Origin of the sequence: Flavobacterium luteum (genome assembly GCF_008806775.1) — a bacterium.
Classification (GTDB): Bacteria; Bacteroidota; Bacteroidia; order Flavobacteriales; family Flavobacteriaceae; genus Flavobacterium; species Flavobacterium luteum.
The window spans coordinates 1-22,326 of sequence record NZ_WAEM01000013.1 but is presented as its reverse complement, the minus strand read 5'-3'; the positions used below and the strand labels follow the sequence as shown (position 1 = coordinate 22,326).

Below are 22,326 nucleotides of genomic sequence, written 5' to 3'. Positions count from 1 at the left end.
TTTTGATGTGCTTTTTTTATATCTCAAATAATCTAAAAGTAATTGAGGTCTATCGGTTTGAATCATGTTTGCGCCTTTTTTTAAATACTAGCCATAAATACTGTCTTTGTTTTTAACCGCCTCATTATCTTCATGACCAGCATTTAATGAAGCCCATAATGAATTGACCCAGATCCTACTTCCTTTTTTCTTTATTTGTGGAAACCTAGTCAATACTTTTGAGGTATCTTTTGAAAATACTATTTCAAAGGCTTTTACTTTTAACTTTGTTTGATAATCATCAATTATTTGTAGTGCATTGGGTTGATTATCCAAATTAATTATGGGCATAAATGTGATGGTATCTAATTTTGTTCCGAAATCCGCCATAACTTGATCTACAGTTTTATTATACCCTTTCATAACTATTTGTTTTGTTGTGCTTGTTTTTTTTGCAATATCATAAGCCTGATTAAAAAAATCGTACGATTTATCCAAATTGACCAACGCTTTGCCTTTGCAAACAATTAGGGCTTCCTCTAATGTTGGAATTTTACATTTTGTTTCTATTCCTAGACCATCTTTTAAATTTAGTTTTCTCAACGCATCTAAAGTCCAGTCGGAGACCAACCCTTTCCCGTTTGTTGTCCTGTCTAATGTGTTGTCATGTAGGATAACCAAATGATTGTCTTTGGTTTTTGCCACATCCATTTCTATTATATCAACGCCCATATCAATAGCACTAGAGAAAGCTTCTAAAGAATTTTCAGGAAAATTTCGCCAATCACCTCTATGCGATATCACTAAAACATCTGATCCATTGGAGTTGTTTAATTGTATGAGAAGTTGGTCGATTTTATGGGTCGATTTATCTTCTATTGTATCTTGATTAGTAATTTGTATTTGTGACTTACAAGAAAAAATCGAAATGCCAATTAAACATATTGTAATTATTATTAAAATATTTTTCATTTCTTATTTCTTAATTAATATGCTTGTAAAGTGATTAAATTTATCAATGTCAAATTTCTAAAGTTGCCAAAACAAAAATCATTTGTATTGTAAAATTTGTTTTTTGGTCAAATCTAAACTTTCAAACATACTACTATTTTTATTTTTGGCTATCCAAATTTAAAACCAAATCAGAACTGCTTTTAAGTTCCAAATGTTCAGATTTAGCCATAACTTTTATTGGTTTTTTTAAATTTTTAGTTTTCAAAATAATAGTCGCAATTCCAGCTTCTGCCTTTACTGGGTTTTCTCCAATTAATTCGGCATTTCCCTCCAATAAAGAGAAGGTTACTTCGTTCGTTGCTGTTGGTATTATAGTTCCGCTTTGATCCGTAATTTTAGCATAAACAAAAATCATATCTGGTGCGTCAGGATTGATTGGTTTAGAGGAAATATCATAAACTAATTCTATTTTGGATTGGCTTTTAGGAGTTTTAATAAAGTTTGAAATTACTTTTTCACCGTTGATAAACCCTTCGGCCCGTAAGGTTCCTGGAATAAATCTATCCAAATTAAAGAGGAAGGGTGGGTGTTTTAATTCGTCACTATTTGCATTGATTGATGGTTTTTGTTTGTCAACCAAAACGTCGTTTAAATAAAGTGCAACTTCTTCGCAATTGCTGTAAACAGTAACATTTAAAGGAGAAGTTGCTGTCCAGTTATTGGCAATTTTTAGCATGGGTCCTGAAGTCAGATTGCCATCCAAAATTACATTGGCATCACGCTGGCTTTGATAAAAAGAATAAGCAAATTTAGGGATTCTGAAAATATCACTAATCCCTGAACACTCTAGATCATTACTGTATCCGCGATTGTAATCAAACATCACCCAGTTGGCCTCTCCAATTGTATTGATACCCTTTCTATTCGAATTTGCCGCTTCCTGAAAATTATAGGCTTGTTGCAACAAACGTTTTTCACCATGGGCACGCAATTGTCGTGATGTTCTTTCGTCTTCTTTTAGATTAGCAAATTCGGTTTGATTGAATCCAGCATTTTGTGCATAATATTCCCAATCGCCATATTCAGCAATGAAGATTTTTCGGTTTGCTTTGTTGTATTTCGTCCAATAATCGGGTGCTTGTCCGTGTTGTCTTGCTGGAATAAACAAATCATAGTTATCATTGTCTATCCAACACGCACTATAATTATGAGAAAATGGCAATTCTTCCTTCAGAGCTTGAGTAGCTTCTTTCATAAAACTTTCGCTCATTTGGGTTTCGTTCAAAGAAGCTTCCCAAAAAATAACACTTGGATGATTACGGTCTCTTCTTGCGATTTCTCGAATGTCTTGTATAGCATTTTTCTGAAAGGTTTCGTTACCAAAAAACTGCCAACCTGTAAGGCTATTCATTACTAAAATCCCTAATTCGTCACAAGCATTCATAAAAGCTTCGGCATGAGGGTAGTGGGACATTCGAACAAAATCAAAGCCTGCATTTTTAATCTTTACTGCATCGCGATATTGCGCTTCATCTGATATAGCATATCCTAAATACGGATATTCTTGATGTTGGTTTGTTCCTGTTATATATAATTTTTCATCATTGAGATAATAGCCATCTTCTTTTATTTCTGATTTTCGGATGCCAACTCTCTCAAAATAGCTGTCAATTACTTTATCGTTTACAATTACTTGCACTTCTAAACAATATAAATTGGGTTTTGAAATCGACCATAATTTAGGGCTATCAACTACAATGTTTTGAGTATGGTTTTTATCTGAATTAGCATTTATGACAAACGCTTCCGATTTAAATTCCAGTTTATATCCTTCGCAATTGGTTAGGATATATTTTAGTGAAGTTTTCTTTTCAACAGCATATTCATTTTTCAAATGTACCTGAACGGTCCCAGAAGCTTTGTCTTTGTTAATGTTATCGAAATTAGTATAAATACCACCACTTGCTTTTTTGTTAGCTGCAACCGAATTGGTAATGTATAATTTATCAGTTGTAATAAGATATACATTTCTGTAAATGCCCCCATAATAATTAAAATCTAAATCTTTTAACGGTTTTCCAGGTAGAAATTCTGGATTGTCTTCGTTGTTGACTTTGACTTTAATTATATTGCCTTTTAATTTCAAAAAAGAACTAATATCAACTGTAAATGGCAAATATCCTCCTTTGTGATTGCATACTTTTTTGTCATTGATCCAAACATCGGCTTCCTGCATTACGCCTTCAAAATAAAGGAAGACTTTCTTGTTTTTTGAATTAGCAACTTTAAATTTCTTTTGATACCAGCACGTTCCTTGAAACTGATTATTGACCACCAAAGGCTCAACTTTAGCCGTATGAGGAATAGTAATTTTTTCCCAATTTGAGGTTGTTTTTTCTTCGCGTTTAAACTCCCAATCGGAACCGAAATTAACTTTTGATCTCGATTGAGCTTTTATTTTTCCAATTGAAAAAACAAGCATTACAAAGAATATGTTTCGTAAAATAAATTTCATTGTTGTCTTAAATTAAATTTAATCTTTAAAAGCATCTATTGCAGGTGAAGGCTTTCCATTAGATTGCCATGCATTCAATTGATATCCACTCCAACTTTTCTCGCCTTGAGGTTCCCAATAAATCACCCCAAGACCTTTGTTATTTGGAACTGCTTTTACTGCATTTATGACGGCAGTCAGCATGTCTTTTGTATTTTGAACTAAAGTATAATCGCCACCCACTTCAACCACCATTACTTCTTTACCATATCTAGAAACCATGTCTTTTAGATTGTTTTCCAAATTAAGAATTGTTGTAGTGTAATCACTTCCTAACCAAAAGGGATAATAAGACATTCCGATCACATCATATTTTACATTATTGTTTTTGATATTATCAAAAAACCACCTAAACCTTCCATTGTCATTTCCTTGATCAATATGTACAACTACTTTAATGGCTGAATTAACTGCTTTTGTGGCTTCATATCCTTTGTTTAATAATTGTCCTAATTGACTCCAATTATCGATATGCCCTTCAGGCCACAACATTCCACTTGGAATTTCGTTGCCAATTTGTACCCATTCTGGAGTTATTCCAGCAGTTTTTAAAGCAGTTAAAACATCATGAGTGTGATTGTATACATCATTTTTCAATTCATCTAAAGTGTGACTTGCCCATGCAGCTGGTTTGGTTTGGTGACCAGGATCAGCCCAAGTATCACTGTAATGAAAGTCAATCATGATTCGCATCCCCATATTTTTGGCACGAACCGCCAACGCCACAGTTTCTGTCGGACTACAATGACCATTAATTTTATGATTGGATGGATTCACAAAAACTCGAAGTCGGATTGTATTCATTCCTCGGTCTTTAAGAAGTTGCAAACCATCTTTTGGCATGCCATCAAGGTCATAAAAAGTATATCCTGTAGCTTCCATTTGTGGCAACCAACTCACATCCGATCCCTTCGAAAAGACAAAATTTGTTGGTGTTGGAGGTTTCGTTGGGCAATTACAGTTGGTCTGTGCCTCACTACAAGAATAAATTAATAGTGTTAGGATTGTAACAAAAACGAAACTAAATTTTGGTTTAGATTTTTTCATTATTAGATAGTTAAGAGGGGTAATACTTATTTTAAGCTTAAATTAAATTAACCCCTCTATTAAATTTTTAAAAGCCTTCTGAACTATTTACTTTTTGATGAATTTAATCCGCTTACTTCCTTTATCAGAATCAACTGAAAGCATATAAATTCCTGTATTTAAACCGGACACGTCAATCCCCTCTTTATTGAGGCTACTTGTCTTTTGTATGGTTTGTCCAGAAACATTTAAAATACGGAATGAAGCTTTAGACAAATTGCCACTATTAGCAATTTTTAAAACATTGTCAACCGGATTTGGATATACTGAGAATTTGTCAGTATTAAAATCATTTGTACTTAATGAAGGTGAAATAGTATAATTTAAGTTAGAATAATCTCCGGCTACGAAATTATTGCTGGCATCTTTTAATTCAAGAGTTACTCTATAATTTTCATTCCCTGTTAAACTAGCTGTTGGTGTTGTATCTCCTGAAATTGCAAGAGTAATAGACCCTGTAACATTGGTTCCTACAGCTGCTGGGTCTATTTGATTAAAAGCTACAGTGCTGATATAATCATAAGCATTAACACCCCCGTTTTTTGTAACAACTGCTGAAATTATACCTGTAGAAGTAGCTGTATATTTGTAATTAATAATTAAGTCGGTTCCTGCTGGTGTACTTGCAGGTATAGATGTAACAGTAATGAATGGTGCAGTGCCTACTGTAATATTATAATTTAAATTATCATAATTACCTGCCAACCAATTATCGCCGGCATCTTTTAATTCAAGAATTACTCTATAATTTTCATTACCAGTTAAACTGGCAGTTGGTGTGGTATTAGCAGGTATTGCAAGCGTAAAAGATCCTGTAACATCTGTCCCCGCTGCTGCTGGGTCTAATTGATCAAAAGCAACAGTACTGATATAATCATAAGCATTAACACCCCCGTTTTTTGTAATAACAGCGGAAACTTTACCAGCTGAAGCAGCTGTATATTTGTAATTAACTACTAAGTTAGTTCCTGCTTGTATACTAGCAGGTATTGAAGTAACACTAATAGATGGGAGTGCTACTGTTGATGCTGTAAAATTATAATTTTGTACTGAATAATCGCCTGCCAACCAAGTACCACTAGCATTTTTTAATTCAAGAATTACTTTATAATTCTGTTTACCTGTTAAATTGGAAGTTAGTGTTGTACCTCCGGGAATTAAAATATTAAAAGTGCCCGTAACATTTGTACCTGCAGGAGCAGGATTTAAACTAGCACCATTAACGTATGAAATGTAAGTCCAGTCATCAAATAAACTTATTCCACAAGAAACTTGACCTTCACTAGCGATTGTATATTCATAACTTACTGTTAGAATTGTTCCTATTGGAGTAGAAGCAGGTACTTCTGTAAAACTAATTGTTTGTGACCAAACACTTATTGAAGTGATGACAAATAATAACAATAGAGTAATTTTCTTTTTCATGATTGTTTATTTTAATAGTTATTTTTTTTTAACAGACTCTCCGGTTATTTTTGTCCAGAGAGCTCTAAAATACTAAATAATCTAATCAAGTTTAATTGTAAACTTGATTAGATAATTTAAAATATTTTATTTGTAATGATTTGAGAAAGTAATTATCTCTTAACCATTCTTACGGATTTCACATTAGCTCCTTGCGATACAACTAAATTGTAAACTCCAGCTGGATAATTACGTCCTACTTCTAGAACACTCAATTCTGAAACTGAAGCTTTACGAACTTCCAATTGTCTTCCTATCATGTCATACACTTTCATTTCTACTTGAGCGTCGCTTGAACTATCGATGTCTAAATTAAAGTGAGACGCAAATGGATTCGGAAATGATTTTACTTCAAATACATCATTATTAGATGCTTCAGACATTCTTGCAATTGGAGTGGTAACAACACAAGGATCACCCCAAGCTGTAAAAGCAGCAGGAGCAGGTCCATTAGATGATCTAACTCTTATTGTATACGCTGTGTTCAGAACACCTCCTCCTGGAAATTGACTTAGTCTAAACCAAGAAGTGTTAGATGGTATAACAATAGTGGTAACACCATTAGAAACTTCAAACTCATATCGAACTGCTAAGTATACAGGACTTGCCTGAATAGCATCAGTGATGAAATTCATTGTTTTTCCACACTGCATAGGTCTAATTTTAGTTAATGTACCTGAAAGGGGTTCAGCAGGTGCAGTAATAATACATGCATTGCCAAAAGATTGATAATTACCATTTATTTCGCATTTGACTCTAACTGAGTACGATTTACCGTAAACTAATCCTCCAGTTATTTTAGTAGCTGGGAAAAAGAAATAGTTTGGACTAACTACAGTATCAACAACATTATTGTCAGTTCTAGTCACTTCAAAAGTATATGCTGTAGCACCAATTAATGGACTCGCTTGTATTGCAGGATTTAAACTAGTTAATGTTTTACCGCATTGCATTGGTCTTAGCTCAGTTATAGCTTCAGTAATATTATAATTTATTTTTGAATAATCGCCTGCCAACCAATTATCGCCTGCATCTTTTAATTCAAGAGTTACTCTATAATTTTCATTGCCAGTTAAGCTAGCCGTTGGTATAGTAATAGCCGGAATTAGAACAGTGAAAGAACCTGAAACATTAGTACCTGCAACTGCTGGGACTTTTTCAGCATAAACAACAGTTTCGATATAATCCCAAGGATTTGCACCGCCATTTTTAGTAACAACAACAGAAACTTTACCTGCTGAAGCTGCTGTATATTTGAAATTAACCTTTAAGTTCCTTCCTGCTTGTGTACTTGTAGGTATTGAGGTAACACCAATAAATGGTCCTGTTAAATTATAATTTGTTGTTGAATAATCACCTGCCAACCAATTATTACTGGCGTCTTTTAATTCAAGCGTTACTCTATAATTTTCATTCCCTGTTAAAGCTGCAGTTGGAGTTGTACCACCCCAAATTGGAACCGTAAAAGAACCTGTAACATCAGTCCCCGCAGCGGCTGGGTCTAATTGATCAAAAACAACAGTGCTGATATAATCCCAAGGATTAACACCGCCATTTTTACTAACAACAATAGAAACCTTTCCAGCAGCAGCAGCTGTGTATTTATAATTAACCGTTAAGTTGGTTCCTACTAGAGTACTAGCGGGTATTGCAGTAACAGTAATAGAAGGTCCTTTGATATTGTAATTTATATTTGAATAATCACCTGCCAACCAATTATTGCTGGCATCTTTTAATTCAAGAGTTACTCTATAATTTTCATTACCCGTTAAACCTAAAGTTGGTATAGTACCGCCCGGAATTAGAACATTGAAAGTTCCTGTAACATCAACCCCTGCAACAGCCGGGTCTAATTGATCAAAAACAACAGTACTGATATAATCCCAAGGATTAACACCGCCATTTTTAGTAACAACAACAGAAACCTTTCCAGCAGAAGAAGCTGTATACTTGTAATTTACCGTTAAGTTCGTTCCTGCTAGAGTACTCGTAGGTATTGCAGTAACACTAATGGCTGGTACTGCTGTTATATTGTAATTTGTATTTGAATAATCGCCTGCCAACCAATTATTGCCTGCATCTTTTAATTCAAGAGTTACTCTATAATTTTCATTCCCTGCTAAACAACACGATGGACTAGTACCACCTGGAATTGCAACCGTAAATGTACCTGTAACATCAATCCCTGCAACAGCTGGGTTTAGTTCATTATATACAACAGTGCTAATATAATCCCAAGGATTAACACCTCCATTTTTAGTAACAACAATAGAAACTTTACCAGCAGAAGCTGCTGTGTACTTGTAATTAAGTACTAAGTTCGTCCCTGCTTGTGTACTTGACGGTATTGCAGTAACACTAACGGATGGTATTGCCGTAATATTATAATTTGTATTCGAATAATCGCCTGCCAACCAATTGTCGCTGGAGTCTTTTAATTCAAGAGTTACTCTGTAATTTTCATTACCTGTTAAACCCGCTGTTGGTGTTGTACCGTCCCAAATTGGAAGTGTAAAAGAACCTGTAACATCAGTCCCTGCAACCGCTGGATCTAATTGATCAAAAGCAACAGTGCTGATAAAATCCCATTCATTAACACCCCCATTTTTACTAACAACGATAGAAACTTTACCAGCAACAGCAGATGTATACTTGTAATTAACTGTCAAATTCGCTCCAGCTTGTGTACTCGAAGGTATCGAGGTGACTGAAATGGATTGTGCCCAACCACTAAACACGGTGGTTGCAAATAATAGCAATAAAATAATTTTGGTTTTCATAATTTTGGTTTTTAATGGTTAATGATTGTTAATAAAATAATTTTGATTTTCATAATTTTGGTTTAATTGGTTAGTAATTGTTAATTTTCTTTTTCATAAATTTTGGTTTTAATGGTTAATTTTAATGGTTTAATTGAGCAGAAATAAACCAAGTCATTTCTCTCTGTATTTAATCTGTTGCTGAATTTAACCTTTGCCAAAGTTTCAAACTTTGGCAAAGGGGTATATAATGCTACCTTTTATAATTACATCGAAATATGTTACATGGTTTCATGTGTCTTTTTCTAAATAGTATTATCATACTATTTAGAAGAAACAATATTTAATGGTGTTGCAGGATAGTCACCAGCTATCCATGTATAATCAGGTAGCGATTTCATTTCGATATTGATTTTATAATTTAACTTGTCTTTTAAATCGGAAGAGGGTTTTGTTCCCTTGGGTATTAAGATGTCAAATGAACCTTCAACATCAGTTCCTGCAGTAACTTTCTTTCCATCACCACCCACAAAGGATACCCAAGTCCAGTCATCCTGTAAATTGATGCCACAATAAATATTTGTATCGGCAGTTGCGGTGTATTTATAATTTACCTTGAGGGTTGTTCCAATTTCAGTAGCAACAGGCATTGCCGATGTAAAACTAATTGTCGGTTTTTGTGCCCATCCAGCGAATGAAATTGTTAAAAAAAGAAGTAAAGCGAATAGTTGTTTTTTCATGATTATTGATTGTTAAATTATTTATGGTAAAAAATAAATACTAATTAAGATATCCTGGATTTTGTTTGAGTGCTCTATTTTGATCTATCGAAAGTCCATCAAAGGGGAATAATAAATATTTTGAATTCACACCAGCTGTGTTAGGCCATGTTGCAATCCAAGGCAAGAAAGTTCCAAAACGAATCATATCTGTTCTTCCTAATCCTTCACAAAAAAATTCTCTACGTCTTTCATGATAGATGTATGTATTAAGGTTAACTTGTGAGTTTGTATGTTGAGAAGTAAGGTCACCTAGGCCAGCTCTTGTGCGAATTTGATTTACCAGTGCAATAGCATCACCTAAATTACCTAAATGATTTTGAGCTTCTGCTTTCATCAAAACAATATCTGCATATCGGATGATGGGTTGGTCATTGCTGGCTGTAGGATTATTCAAATTATTTGGGTCTAAAGGGTATTTTTTTACTAGCGCAGTTGCGGGAAAGGAAAAAGGTATGTTTTTAGTGGCGCCACTTTTGGTCTTATATGAAATATAAAGTTGTTTTTTTCTCTCATCAGCATCATCAAATTTTGAGTCTAGGTTATTATAAAAAACATCTCTACTTACTTTCCAATCACCCCATCCAATCAATGAAGCTGTTGGTACATCTATATCCTTTGGAGTATAAAAAAAGGTATTTAACAAAAAAACGCCTGTTTGATTAGAGGCATTACTGTGCTCTAAACCATAAACGATTTCTTTGTTGTTTTCATTTTCCAAAGCAAAAATTCTTGAATAGGGTGCTTCTAAACCCAAACCTGAAGGTTCATTAATTAAAGCATCACAAGCATCTGAAGTTTTTTGCCAACGGTCTGCACGGCTTTCCCAATTGATATACAATCTAGCCAAAAGCCCTAATGCAGCTTGTTTGGATGGTCTGGAGAGTTGTCCTTCTGTTTTGACATCAGCTCTTGTTGGAAGTAAGTTTGCAGCAGCTATCAAATCCGATTCAATCAATTTTCTAACTTCCTCTCTTGAATTCTGAGGAATTTCTTTACGAGTATCATCGGCAGAGGTAACAATAGGTACGCCCCCAAAGTTGTTTTGAGCAACATAGTAATTTAGGGCTCTAAAAAAGCGAGCTTGACCTTCATATCTGTTTTTATCGGTTTCAGTCAAATTTGGAATTCTATCCAAACGTTCTAAAACAAGATTTGAATAATAGATTGACTGCCACATTGGGCTCCATATTGCCCATGAAAAAGTGGTTGGATAACTCGTTCTCCACTCTGAAAAATTGTGATATTGACCCGCATTACTAGCTCCGCCTATAAAATAATCTGTTGTGGCATCCTCCATTAATAAAAAGTGTAGGGAGTAGTAACCATAAGAAACATCTAAATATTTCACAGCACCATTGATTGCTTGTTCAATATCAGTTTTACTTTTCCAAAAATTTTCATCTTTTTTCTCTCCATAAAATTCTTGATCTAAATAATCATCATTGCAAGAGGAGCTAGATAGAATTAGAAAGAATAGAGGGATTAGTATTTTTATTGTTTTCATCTTTTTGTTTTTTTTTATCGATGTTCTTTGATTTTCAATTTCTTAAGTAAACTTGTTGTTAATTGATACTTTTATATAAATTTTGAAATAATCTAGAAATTTACATTAAGACTTAAAGTAACTGTTCTTGTGTATGGATTAACATTCCATTGATTGTCAAAATGCCAAACTTCTGGATTTAAACCTTTGTAAGGAGTTACTGTAAATACATTGGTGACACCCAGCCCAAAAGTTAATTCTCTCAATTGCATTTCGGGTTTCATCTTCCAATGGTATATTATATTAACCTCTTTTAATCTTACAAACGAAGCATCGTCTAAATATTTATCGCTTTCTCTGTAAGCTAATGTCGTTGGGTTTAATTTTGAACTATTGGTGTTAGAAGGATTGGTTGGAGTCCATCGGTCTAATACTACTGGAGATTGATTATTCAAAAAGCCTAAATCGGGATTTTCTAATATTAGTCGGGTTTGATTGTAAACTTTATTGCCAAAAACTCCTTGGAAGAAAGCCTTAAACTCAAAATTCTTGTAATAGATATTATTAGCAAAACCAACCGTTGTAGTAGGGTCTGCATTACCAGCATGGTATTTATCTCTATTGTCTAAAACTCCGTTTTTGTCTGTATCACGCATTTTAGGATCGCCAGGTCTTGCTCCGTATTTTGTTGCTTGCGTTTCTTCTCCTAATTGCCAAATACCATCAAAATGATACAAATAAAATGAATTGAGTGGTTGTCCCTCTTCTCTTAACATCGTTCTTCCTAAAAAGCCCCGACCGGCGTAAATATCAGTACCTGAGGGAATCACCGTTTCGCCACCTAAATCAGTTACTATACTGTAATTGTAAGAGAAATTAATTTGAGGAGCATAATTCATTTTTGATCCAAAAACACTGTAGAAATTGTACCCTAAGGTAAGTTCAACTCCTTTGTTCTCTACTTTGCCTTGATTTAGAATTTCTTTAATAAAACCTGTCTCAGCAGGTAAATCTTTAATCAATAATAAATCAGTCGATTTTTTTGAATACAAATCTAAAGTTGCGGTTAGGTTCTTGTATCCTAAATCTATTCCTAAATTAGTGGTTGTAATGGTCTCCCATTTAAGATTTGGATTAGGGCGATAATTCATTGCTAATTGCAAATTAGTATCGCTTGAATATGTGTCATAAGTATATCTAAGACTGGTTAATCCGTTCGGAAGATTATCATTACCAGCTGCTCCATAACTCAATCGGAGTTTAAGATTCCAAAGCGAACTAAATTTTTTCATGAAAGGCTCTTTGTTTATTTTCCATCCAAAAGAGGCGGAAGGGAAATAACCTATGTTATTATTTTCTCCAAACTGAGAGGCGCCATCAGCTCTTAGATTGAATTGAACCAAATATTTATCATCAAAATTGTAGTTTACTCTACCAAAAAAGGATCGGCTAGTACTTCTAAATCGACTTGTTCTTGGAGGAGTTGGTATAGAAGAAGCTTGTAAACGATCAAATCCAAAATCTGAGTTTGGAAAATCAAATCCAGCAGCCTCTATGTCATTATACTTCTTTTGTCCCTTGCTGGCACCTATCACTGCATTAAAACTATGTTTATCGCCAAACTTCTTGTTGTAATCAGCAAATACTTCGAGCATTGTATCTCCTGAAGATCTATAAACAGCACTTGCGAAATTATTAGTATAATCAGGTGCTCCGCCGTTCCAAATTGCCCTAACGCTTTTAAATGCTTCATAACTTACTTTTGAAGTTCCAAGAATGGTATTCAATTTTAAGCCCGGTAAAATCTCATAACGCATAGATGTATTGAGATAATTGGTTTTTTGTATCCAAAAACTTGTGGTAACACTAGGAGCATAGAGAGGGTTTTCATTATACCCAAGTTCTACAATTCTGCTTTTCGAAAAAGTGCCGTCAGGATTATATACACTTTGAGTAGGGTCAGAAAGTAGGGCATACCAATAAGTAAATTTACTCTGATTATTTTCGTCATTCTCATAATAATTATATAGATACCTATCGTTATTGTTTTTCTCGTTGGTATAAGATAATGATGCATCAAATGCAAATTTCCCTTTTTCGTATCCTATTCTTGTTTTACCATTATATCGTTCATAATCGCCAGGTGCTACAACTGTATTACTGGTAAGATAGTTTCCAGAAACGTTATATTTTAATGTCTCAGATCCGCCAGACAAAGTAAGAAAATGACTTTGGTTTGCAGTAGTTTTTGCCAACACCTTCCTTTGCCAATTTGTATTTACACCTGTTTTCAATACATTATCAATTTCAACTGGAGTAAAATAAATTTTAAAATTATCTGAAGGAATTTTAATACTAGGATTGTTTATTATATCCGAATAAAAATTAAGATACTGACTAGCGTTTAACAAGGGCAATTCTTTAATAATGGTATTTACCCCAAACTGAGTGTAATAATTTACATCCATTTTACTAAACTTTCTCCCATTTTTTGTGGTAATAATGATTACCCCATTGGCACCTCTGGCTCCATAAATTGCAGTAGCACTGGCATCTTTTAAAACTGTAAACGACTCAATATCATTTGGAGATATGGTGTTCATGTCTCTTAAATGTGACAACTGAAAACCATCAACAATCACTAAAGGATCTGCACTTGCACCAATTAATGGTGTGTATAATGGATTTTGGTTATCTGAATTGGGACGTCCTGCTTTGGCCACATCCATTGTTCCGTTTCCTCTAATACGGATTGTAGGGTCAGCCCCGGGATTTGCTGTGTTTTGATTAATGAAAACCCCAGCCACGCGCCCTTCTAACATTTGTGCGGCATTCAGGTTTGCTGACCCCCTATTCAAATCAGAAGCTTTAATTTTTGTAATAGCCCCTGTAAGATCTCCTTTCTTTTGTGTTCCATAGCCTACTACAACAACATCGTCTAGAACCGTAGTAGTTTCTTCTAGGGCAACATTTATGGAAGTTCTCCCATTTAAAGGAATCTCCTGGGTTTTGAATCCGGTGTAAGTTACTACTAAAACCGATTTTTCATCAAGTACTTCAATAGTAAAATTTCCATCAAGATCGGATATCGTACTTAACTTAGTGCCTTTAATTGTAATGGTTGCTCCTGGCAATCCTAAGCCATCACTTTTCGTTACCACCTTACCTTTTACAGGATTTTGCAATTCTTGATTTGATTCGGTAGCCAATAGTCTTAAACTCAAAAATAAGAATAACAATAGTATTTTGCTTCTAATTACGTTATTAATGCTTTTCATATATGTGAATTTTGAATTTTCAGTAGTCATATTATTGTTTAATTAATTTGGGGTTTTTACTTAGCCTAACTAATGATTAAAGGTTATATTTTATATTTTTTCTCATACAATTTGAGAATTCGGCTTTATTATAGCGCTTACTTATTTTTATAATTTATTTTTTTGTTCTTATTTATTTTTAATTCATAATTAATCTCAAAAATTTCGATAATTATAAAATTAATAGTCTACAATATTACAGATAATGCAATTGAATAAAGGGGCACGAAATCGTTTTTTTAGGGGTGCGAAATCGTTTTATTTAATAATTGAATTGGTGTAAAAGCCAGGTAAACATTAGTGAAAAGGAATTTTTAAGATTTGATTTATTAACTTGGGTATAATTATTAAATAATCAAACTAGAGTGCTTTATTTTTGTTTTGTGTAAAAAGTGGGAGGATTACCAAAACGCTCTTTGAATAGCTTACTAAAATATTTTCGATCGGAATAGCCTATTTGATAGCAAACTTCGCTGATAGAAAACTGATTGGTTTTAAGCAGTTGTTTTGCTTTTTTTAATCTATAATCACGGATGTATTCCACAAGCGACAATCCGGTTATTATTTTCAATTTTTTATAAAGAACGGAGTGACTCATTCCGAGTTCTTGAGCAACGAATATAGCGCTAAGATTATCCGAATCAATATTTTTTTCTATAAGTAAACCTAAAGTTTCAATAAATTCTTGATCATTCTTATTTTTTATAAAATCGCCAATATTATTCGTGTCTTCTGAATGAAATTTTTCGTGCAATAAACTTCTGTTTTTGAGTATGTTTTTAATTCTAGCACGAAGAAGTGACTCATTAAAAGGTTTGGTAACATAGTCATCTGCACCAGTTTCATACCCTTCCATTTTATGCATAAAAGAAGCCCTTGCTGTTAAAAGTATCACGGGAATGTGGCTTGTATTTACATTTGTTTTCAAGTTATTAGTTAGTTCAATTCCGTCCATTATTGGCATCATAACATCACTAATTATAAGATCTGGTGATTTTTCTAGCGCCATATTCAATCCCTCTTTTCCATTGGATGCTCTCAAAATCGTAAACTCATCAGATAAAAGCTCAGCGATATAGTTAGCGATATCAATATTATCTTCGACAACAAGTAATGTTTGTTCTTTACTTTTAGAACTTGGGTTTTCTGGTATAATCATATCAACTTTAATCGGTTTACTAGTAAAATAATTTTCAATAAGTTCGTCATTGGTTTCACTTCCTCCAATTTCAGACTCATGATAAAAAGAATTCCCTTTTTTTAATTTAATGGTAAATGTGCTTCCAGCCCCTTTTTTACTTTTAACCTCAATCTGCCCTTGATGTAATTTAATAATTTCATTTGAAATGGTTAATCCTAAGCCAAAACCAGCCCCCTTAACACTATTGGTATTGTTAGCTTGATAAAAGCGGTTGAATATTTTGGGGAGATGTTTTTTTGAAATTCCAATTCCTTCATCGACTAATTCTATTAGTACTTCGTTATCAGTTTGTGTAATGGTGAGTTTTATGGATCCACCAGTGTTTGTGAATTTCAAGGCATTGGAAAACAAATTATATAACACTTTTTCCATTTGATTTTTGTCAAACCATAATTCTATTGTTGGACTAGAGGATTCAAATTCAAACTTGATGTCCTTTTGATTAGCAAATTCTTTAAAAGAAAGGTATATCTCTTGGCTAAACTTAACCCAATCTGATTTGACCACCTTTAACTTGATTTGATGATGCTCTAGTTTTCGATAATCCAAAAGTTCATTCACTAGATTGAGTAAATATTCCCCATTTTTTTTGATGGTTCCAAAAGGATTTTGTTGCTGATTATCAGAAACACCATCACTTTTCAAAAGTTTATTTATGGAACTCAAAATAAGAGTAACAGGAGTTCTTATTTCGTGTGAAATATTAGTGAAAAAATCTTGTTTCAAATTGTAAACCTCCACATCCTTTTCATGAGAAAATTTTTCGAATCTTAAATCCGCCTTCATTTTTTCCCATGAAATGATATATTTTATGAAAACATACAATGTAGCAATTGCTAAAAGGGCATATATCAAAAAAGCCCACCATTCTGTCCAAAAGGGTTTTTGTATTTTTATATTCAATGCACTATATTGATTTGACCAATCACTTCCCAATTCCTTGCTCCTTACTTTAAAAATATAATTACCAGGGGAAAGGTTGGTATAGGTAGCAGAACCTTCTTTACCAATTGATCTCCAATTTTCATCAAAATTGTCCATTTTTATCTGATATTCACAACTAGCAGATGACGGAAACAGCATCGCTGCAAATTCAAAAGTGATTACATCCTGATCGTGTTTTAAAGTAACATTTTCAGAAAATGAAATATCCTTTTTTAATATCTCATTTTCGCCAATTGGGACTTCCTTATTGAAAAGTTTAAAGCTGGTAAATTTTACTTTAGGGGTTACATTTTTGACCTTGATAGTTTCGGGATTAAATTTGATAACGCCTTTTGAACAACCGAAATAAAGTATCCCTTTTTCGTCTTTGAAGCAGGAATTAATATGATAATCTTCTTTAAGATATGAAAAGCTTTTGAACGTTTTTGAGGAGTAATCATAATTAAAAATTCCTTGCTTGGTACTAAACCAAATCAATCCTTTACTGTCTTCGATAATTGCTGTTATAGTTTGATAACGAATGTTTTTATCATTATCAAAACGATTTATTTGCTCCGTTTTTTTATCCAATAGATTGATTCCTTCTCCAGCAGTTCCAATCCAAATATTTCCTTTTGTATCTTTTAAAATGCTGTAAACATAATCGCTACTAATTGAATTCTGATTGCCTTCTACACTTTTATATATTTTAAATTGATTGGTTTTGGTATCCATAAGATTTAAACCTCCACCAAAAGTAGCTATCCAAATTAAATCGCCGTCTTTTTGAAGTGATATTACATTGTCATTACTTATTGAAGCTTGATCTCCTTTTTTTTGTTTAAAACTTCTAAACTCTTTTTTAGAATCATTGTAATAATTTAGTCCGCCTCCCCATGTCGCAACCCAAATATTGTTTTTCTCATCTTCAATAACGTAACGAACATCGTTGTAACTTAAAGATTTTGGGTCTCCTATTACTTGCTTGAATTGAGTAAAACTCCCTGTCTTGTAGTTGAAATTGACTAGTCCATTTGTAAATGTTCCAATCCAAAGCGTCCCGTTTTTCGCCTCTTTTATATATTGAATATAATCATCTCCAAATGAATTTTTATTTGCTTTATTGTACTGTTTTACCAAATTTGTGTTTTCCTTAAAAACGGTCATTCCTTTCCCGTCCAATCCAATAAAAGAAGCATCCTTGTTTTTATAAATTGATAATACCGAAATAGGTGTTTCTCCTTTATTAGAACTAGGTATTAAAGTGTAATCTTTATTAAGGCTTAAAACGTCAACTCCATTCCATGCGGTACCCACCCAAATGTTGGAATTCTCATCTTCCATAAGGGAATATATTGCATTTCCCGAAATGGAAGATTCTGATTGAAAATCATTAGTATAATTATATACAGTTGGATTTAAACTATTTATGTTACTAACTTTAAATAATCCAAGGCCCTCTGTTCCAAACCATATTGTACCATTTTGAGCTTTTTTAATACATTCTACAATAGTAATTGTCTTATTTATGCCAAATGTTTGTTTTTGAAAACTTAAACTATTCACATCAAATGTCAACAATCCTTTTCCATTGGTTCCTATCAAGAATTGATTCTTATTAATGCCACAAATAGCATAGATATAATCGGCTGAAATAGTACTCGAAGATTTAATTCTATAAAACGAACCTGTTGTTAGGTTGAATTTATTCAATCCTCCACCGAAAGTACCAATCCATAGGTTTTTATCCCCATCTTCATAAATACTTCTGATGTCATTATGACTAATTGAATTACTATTTTTGATATCGAACTTAAAGGTTTTGAAATTTTGTTGCTTTTCATTAAAAAATGAAATTCCATTTTTGGTTCCCAACCATATAGTTCCATTAGAATCCTCAAAAAGAGTATTCAATTCGTTAGTAGAAATAGATTTGTTATCGTTTAAAATGTTTTTGTAGGTTATAAACTTATCGTTTACAGGATTGTATACGTTTAATCCTCCTCCAAAAGTTGCAACCCAAATTTTTCCTCTGCGGTCTATTAATAAAGACGAAATATCGTTAGAACTTAAGGCGCTATTTTGCTTATTGTAAATTTTTATTTTATTACCATCGTAACGGTTTAACCCATTTTTAGTTGCAATCCAAACAAAGCCATTTTTCTCCTTTACAATGCTATTAACCCTGTCATTAGACAGACCGTTAGTTTGATTTATCTTTTTAAATATAGTTTGTGATTGACTAAAACAAGGTATGAAACCAAAGTATGGTAAAAGGAAAATTAGAATGAAAAAAGAGTATATTAGTTTTGTTTTCAAAGCAAAATTGAAATTAATTGAATTCTGACAAATATTTTATTGAAATAAAGTTAAAACAAATAAACAATAATAAAATTTGTCATAAATAACAAATATATAAAATTGAATCGTATTCGATTTTTTTTAAATTCTGACCACACAGGTTTTAATATTATTTAATAGTTATGTAGAGATTATTTTTTCTCCTAATTGTATTTGATTCTACTTGTTTTCATAAATTTTGTATAATTTATTATTGGCATTACCAATACTGCAAATCTTCAGTATAGGGTAGTTTAAATAATAATTAAAAGAATATTTTTAAAAATTCTTAAATTTCAATTATTATAAAAACACACCGTTTAGTTACAGTTTTTAAATCTACACAGGCAGTTGTATTTAATATTTCGCTTTGTAATTGAATCTCCTTATAGGTTATTTTATTATTTCGTTTTAACGAATTCTATAGGTGTTTTACCAAAACTTAGCATACAAAGCAAAAATGATTAATAGCGTTATAATAATCAAGACTGTCGTTTGAGGTTTTAATTTAAACATTGTGGTGTCTAATTCGAATGCTTTAGGATTCACTTTAGGCCCAGCAAAACTTACAGCTATCATAAGAAGCATCGTAAATACAAATGACAATCCCATACAGATATGAAAAGGTATCTCGAAACCGCCTTTTCCATTAGGCCAAGCTGTGTATAATAAAGTTTCATTTCCAAATAATATTGGTGCATATTCATTAAATAAAACCGATAATAAAAAGCCAGAAATTACACCCACAATAGCCGCAGTTCCTGTTGTACGTTTCCAAAACATACCAAGAAAAAACATAGCAAATACTCCTGGGCTAATAAATCCAGTATATTTTTGGATATACGTAAAACCGCCCACACCACCAATTCCTAAAACATCATCCCAAGTAAATAGAACTGCAAGGAGCATTGCTGCAAAAACGGCATATCTCCCTATGTTTACTTGAGTTCTGTCAGACGCTCCTTTTTGAATGTATTTTTTGTGTACATCTAAAGTATAAATAGTAGAAATACTGTTCACTTTACCAGCTAATGAGGCTACAATAGCTGCAGTTAAAGCAGCAACAGACAATCCTTTTAAACCTGTAGGAAGAAATGTTAACATTGCTGAATAGGCTCCGTCTTTTCCACCAACCAATTGTGTTAAATGTCCGTTTTGATACAAGACATAAGCTGCAATACCTGGTAACATTACAATAACAGGCATTAATAATTTTAATATCCCTGCAAATAAAATTCCTGTACGAGCCGTTTGCAAATCGGCTCCCAATGCTCTTTGAGTGATATATTGGTTACAACCCCAATAGTTAAGATTGATAATCCAAATACCTGCTAAATAAGACAATATTCCTGGGAAAGTAAGATATTTATTGATTTCTAGTTGAGAAGATGTTGCTGTAGGTCTAGGAATAATCATTTTGAAATGTTCGGGAGCTTCTCGCATCAAAACCTTGAAACCTGCGATTGCATTTTCTCCAAAACCAAAATAGTGTCCCACAGTAGTTAATGCAATATATGAAGTCGCCAATCCTCCAATGATTAATACCGCTACCTGTATAACATCGGTGAAAGCCACGACTTTCATACCCCACCCGCTAATGAAATGATTTACCAAAAAAACTATTTCTTACCAAAATACAGTATACAAGGCTACTAAAATTCCAATGATTAATAAACTTCCGGCTAAAAACGCATTATTCACTTTAAACATTGAAGAATCAATTTCTAGTCCTTTTGATTTCAAGCCACGTTTTTGGTCAATTAAACTTATAACAATCATAAGAATAACACATATTGCAAAAACAAATCCCATACGGTCAATAAACGGAATTTCATATAAACTAGTTCCATCCTCTTGAGGAACTAATGCAGAAAAACCTGTTGAATTTAAAAACTCCAAATTCATGAATTTAGGCAAGAATTTAAAAATCACTGACAATACAAATCCTCCAATGGTGGCGAACATGGCTGCATTAGAACTTGTTTTCTTCCAGAAGAATCCCATAATAAACATGGCAAAAATACCTGGGCTCACAAATCCTGTATATTCCTGAATGAATTCGAATCCTCCTTTTTTGTCAATTCCTAAATGTGGCGCAATGATGACAGCTAAAAGCATTGCTATTAAAACTGTTAATTTACCAACTTTAACCATTTTCTTTTCACTGGCATTTATATCAATTTTTTTCTTGAAAATATCTAAAGTAAAAATGGTCGCAATACTATTTACTTTACCTGCTAATGAAGCCACGACTGCAGCTGTCAATGCGGCAAAAGACAAACCTTTTAATCCTACAGGCAATAGATTTAACAAAACAGGATAAGAACGGTCTGGGTTTAAAACTCCGTCAGTCCCAAGCAATTCTGTTTGCAACCCCCCTTTTGTATAAATTACATAAGCAGCAATACCCGGTAAAACAACAATAACAGGCATCAATAATTTTAGGAAAGCAGCAAATAAAATACCACTTCTTGCCGTTTTTAAATCAGCTCCTAAAGCTCTTTGAGTGATGTATTGATTGCAACCCCAATAATTTAAATTTACAATCCACATCCCACCAAGTAGTACGGTAAGTCCCGGTAAACTTGGAAAATTCGCATTGTCCTTTTTAAATATCATATGGAAATGATCTCCTGATTGATTCATCATATAGTTGAACCCTTGAACCATCCCGTGTTGGCCATTCAATTCAGCTACTTTATCCAAAGCTAGATATGTGGTCACCAACCCTCCGAAAATCAAGAAAACCACTTGAATAACATCAGTATAACCAATAACTTTCATCCCTCCCAATGCAATAATAATAGCAAAGAAAGCCAATCCATACATACACAAATCTAGGTTTATCCCGGAAATACCGTTAACGGCCAAAGCTCCTAAATAAAGTATTGAAGTCAAGTTTACTATTACATAAAGCAATAACCAGAAAACGGCCATAATCATGGCAATATCTCCATTGTATCTTTCGCTCAAAAATTGGGGCATCGTGTAAATTTTATTCTTCAAATAAACTGGAATAAAAAATACGGCAACAATAATTAATGTTAATGCCGCCATCCACTCATAAGTTGCGATAGCCAATCCCATTTTGAATCCATTACCTGACATGGCAATAAATTGTTCGGAAGAAATATTGGAAGCAATCAATGAAGTTCCAATAGCCCACCAAGTCAATGATCCTTCTGCCAAGAAGTAATCGTGCGAAGCCGAGTGTGTGGCAATTTGTTTTCGTTTGTAAATCCAATAGCCATACCCAGACACTATAAAAAAGTAGATTAGAAAGACTAAATAATCGGCAAGTTGTAATGTTTTCATATATTTATTTGGTTAATTATTATTAATGTTTGGTTTTTTTAACTTCTAATTTTCTGCTCCCATTTCCATGCACTTGCCATGGCTTCATCTAAAGTTGATACGGTTTTCCATCCTAAAATGGAATTTGCTTTATCTGTATTAGCAAAAGCTTCTGTTACATCACCTTCT

The 22,326-nt window shown here is 33.2% G+C and carries 10 protein-coding genes and 2 pseudogenes; all 12 read right to left on the bottom strand.

Features of this window, described 5'->3' with window-relative positions; genetic code table 11:
* Positions 1 to 87: 87 nt before the first annotated feature.
* Positions 88 to 951, bottom strand: a complete 864-nt coding sequence (locus F6464_RS14055; protein WP_225318098.1) for a glycerophosphodiester phosphodiesterase family protein — start codon at positions 949 to 951, stop codon at positions 88 to 90.
* Positions 952 to 1,090: 139 nt separating this feature from the next.
* The gene (locus F6464_RS14050; RefSeq protein ID WP_151108587.1) at positions 1,091 to 3,448 is read right to left on the bottom strand and encodes a glycoside hydrolase family 2 TIM barrel-domain containing protein; all 2,358 of its coding nucleotides are present in this window, start codon (positions 3,446 to 3,448) and stop codon (positions 1,091 to 1,093) included.
* A gap of 18 nt (positions 3,449 to 3,466) precedes the next feature.
* Positions 3,467 to 4,534 (bottom strand): glycoside hydrolase family 53 protein, encoded by a 1,068-nt coding sequence (locus F6464_RS14045; RefSeq protein WP_151108586.1) that lies wholly within the window; start codon positions 4,532 to 4,534, stop codon positions 3,467 to 3,469.
* 87 nt (positions 4,535 to 4,621) lie between these two features.
* Positions 4,622 to 5,998, bottom strand: coding sequence for a T9SS type A sorting domain-containing protein (locus F6464_RS14040; protein WP_151108585.1), 1,377 nt, complete (start codon positions 5,996 to 5,998; stop codon positions 4,622 to 4,624).
* A 152-nt stretch (positions 5,999 to 6,150) separates the two neighbouring features.
* Positions 6,151 to 8,817, bottom strand: a complete 2,667-nt coding sequence (locus tag F6464_RS14035; RefSeq protein WP_151108584.1) for a T9SS type A sorting domain-containing protein — start codon at positions 8,815 to 8,817, stop codon at positions 6,151 to 6,153.
* Between the two features lie 302 nt (positions 8,818 to 9,119).
* Positions 9,120 to 9,536: a hypothetical protein gene (locus tag F6464_RS14030; RefSeq protein WP_151108583.1), complete on the bottom strand. Its 417-nt coding sequence runs from the start codon at positions 9,534 to 9,536 to the stop codon at positions 9,120 to 9,122.
* 40 nt (positions 9,537 to 9,576) lie between these two features.
* Complete coding sequence (locus F6464_RS14025) at positions 9,577 to 11,082, bottom strand: RagB/SusD family nutrient uptake outer membrane protein (protein WP_151108582.1); 1,506 nt, start codon at positions 11,080 to 11,082, stop codon at positions 9,577 to 9,579.
* 92 nt (positions 11,083 to 11,174) lie between these two features.
* A complete protein-coding gene (locus tag F6464_RS14020) occupies positions 11,175 to 14,339 on the bottom strand; it encodes a SusC/RagA family TonB-linked outer membrane protein (protein ID WP_191963398.1) in 3,165 nt (1,054 codons plus the stop codon).
* A gap of 409 nt (positions 14,340 to 14,748) precedes the next feature.
* Positions 14,749 to 18,822: a hybrid sensor histidine kinase/response regulator transcription factor gene (locus F6464_RS14015; protein ID WP_151108580.1), complete on the bottom strand. Its 4,074-nt coding sequence runs from the start codon at positions 18,820 to 18,822 to the stop codon at positions 14,749 to 14,751.
* A gap of 453 nt (positions 18,823 to 19,275) precedes the next feature.
* Positions 19,276 to 20,445 (bottom strand): annotated as a pseudogene (locus F6464_RS14010) (sodium:solute symporter family transporter); the annotation flags it as partial.
* A 24-nt stretch (positions 20,446 to 20,469) separates the two neighbouring features.
* Positions 20,470 to 22,158, bottom strand: a complete 1,689-nt coding sequence (locus tag F6464_RS14005; RefSeq protein ID WP_151108579.1) for a sodium/sugar symporter — start codon at positions 22,156 to 22,158, stop codon at positions 20,470 to 20,472.
* 38 nt (positions 22,159 to 22,196) lie between these two features.
* A pseudogene (locus F6464_RS14000) lies at positions 22,197 to 22,326 on the bottom strand (UDP-glucose 4-epimerase GalE); the annotation flags it as partial.

Excerpts from the sequence above, each read along its gene's own strand:
- F6464_RS14055 (WP_225318098.1), bottom strand. The coding sequence starts at position 951 with ATGAAAAATATTTTAATAATAATTACAATATGTTTAATTGGCATTTCG.
- F6464_RS14045 (WP_151108586.1), bottom strand. The coding sequence starts at position 4,534 with ATGAAAAAATCTAAACCAAAATTTAGTTTCGTTTTTGTTACAATCCTA.
- F6464_RS14040 (WP_151108585.1), bottom strand. The coding sequence starts at position 5,998 with ATGAAAAAGAAAATTACTCTATTGTTATTATTTGTCATCACTTCAATA.
- F6464_RS14035 (WP_151108584.1), bottom strand. The coding sequence starts at position 8,817 with ATGAAAACCAAAATTATTTTATTGCTATTATTTGCAACCACCGTGTTT.
- F6464_RS14005 (WP_151108579.1), bottom strand. The coding sequence starts at position 22,158 with ATGAAAACATTACAACTTGCCGATTATTTAGTCTTTCTAATCTACTTT.
- F6464_RS14030 (WP_151108583.1), bottom strand. The coding sequence starts at position 9,536 with ATGAAAAAACAACTATTCGCTTTACTTCTTTTTTTAACAATTTCATTC.
- F6464_RS14020 (WP_191963398.1), bottom strand. The coding sequence starts at position 14,339 with ATGAAAAGCATTAATAACGTAATTAGAAGCAAAATACTATTGTTATTC.
- F6464_RS14050 (WP_151108587.1), bottom strand. The coding sequence starts at position 3,448 with ATGAAATTTATTTTACGAAACATATTCTTTGTAATGCTTGTTTTTTCA.
- F6464_RS14025 (WP_151108582.1), bottom strand. The coding sequence starts at position 11,082 with ATGAAAACAATAAAAATACTAATCCCTCTATTCTTTCTAATTCTATCT.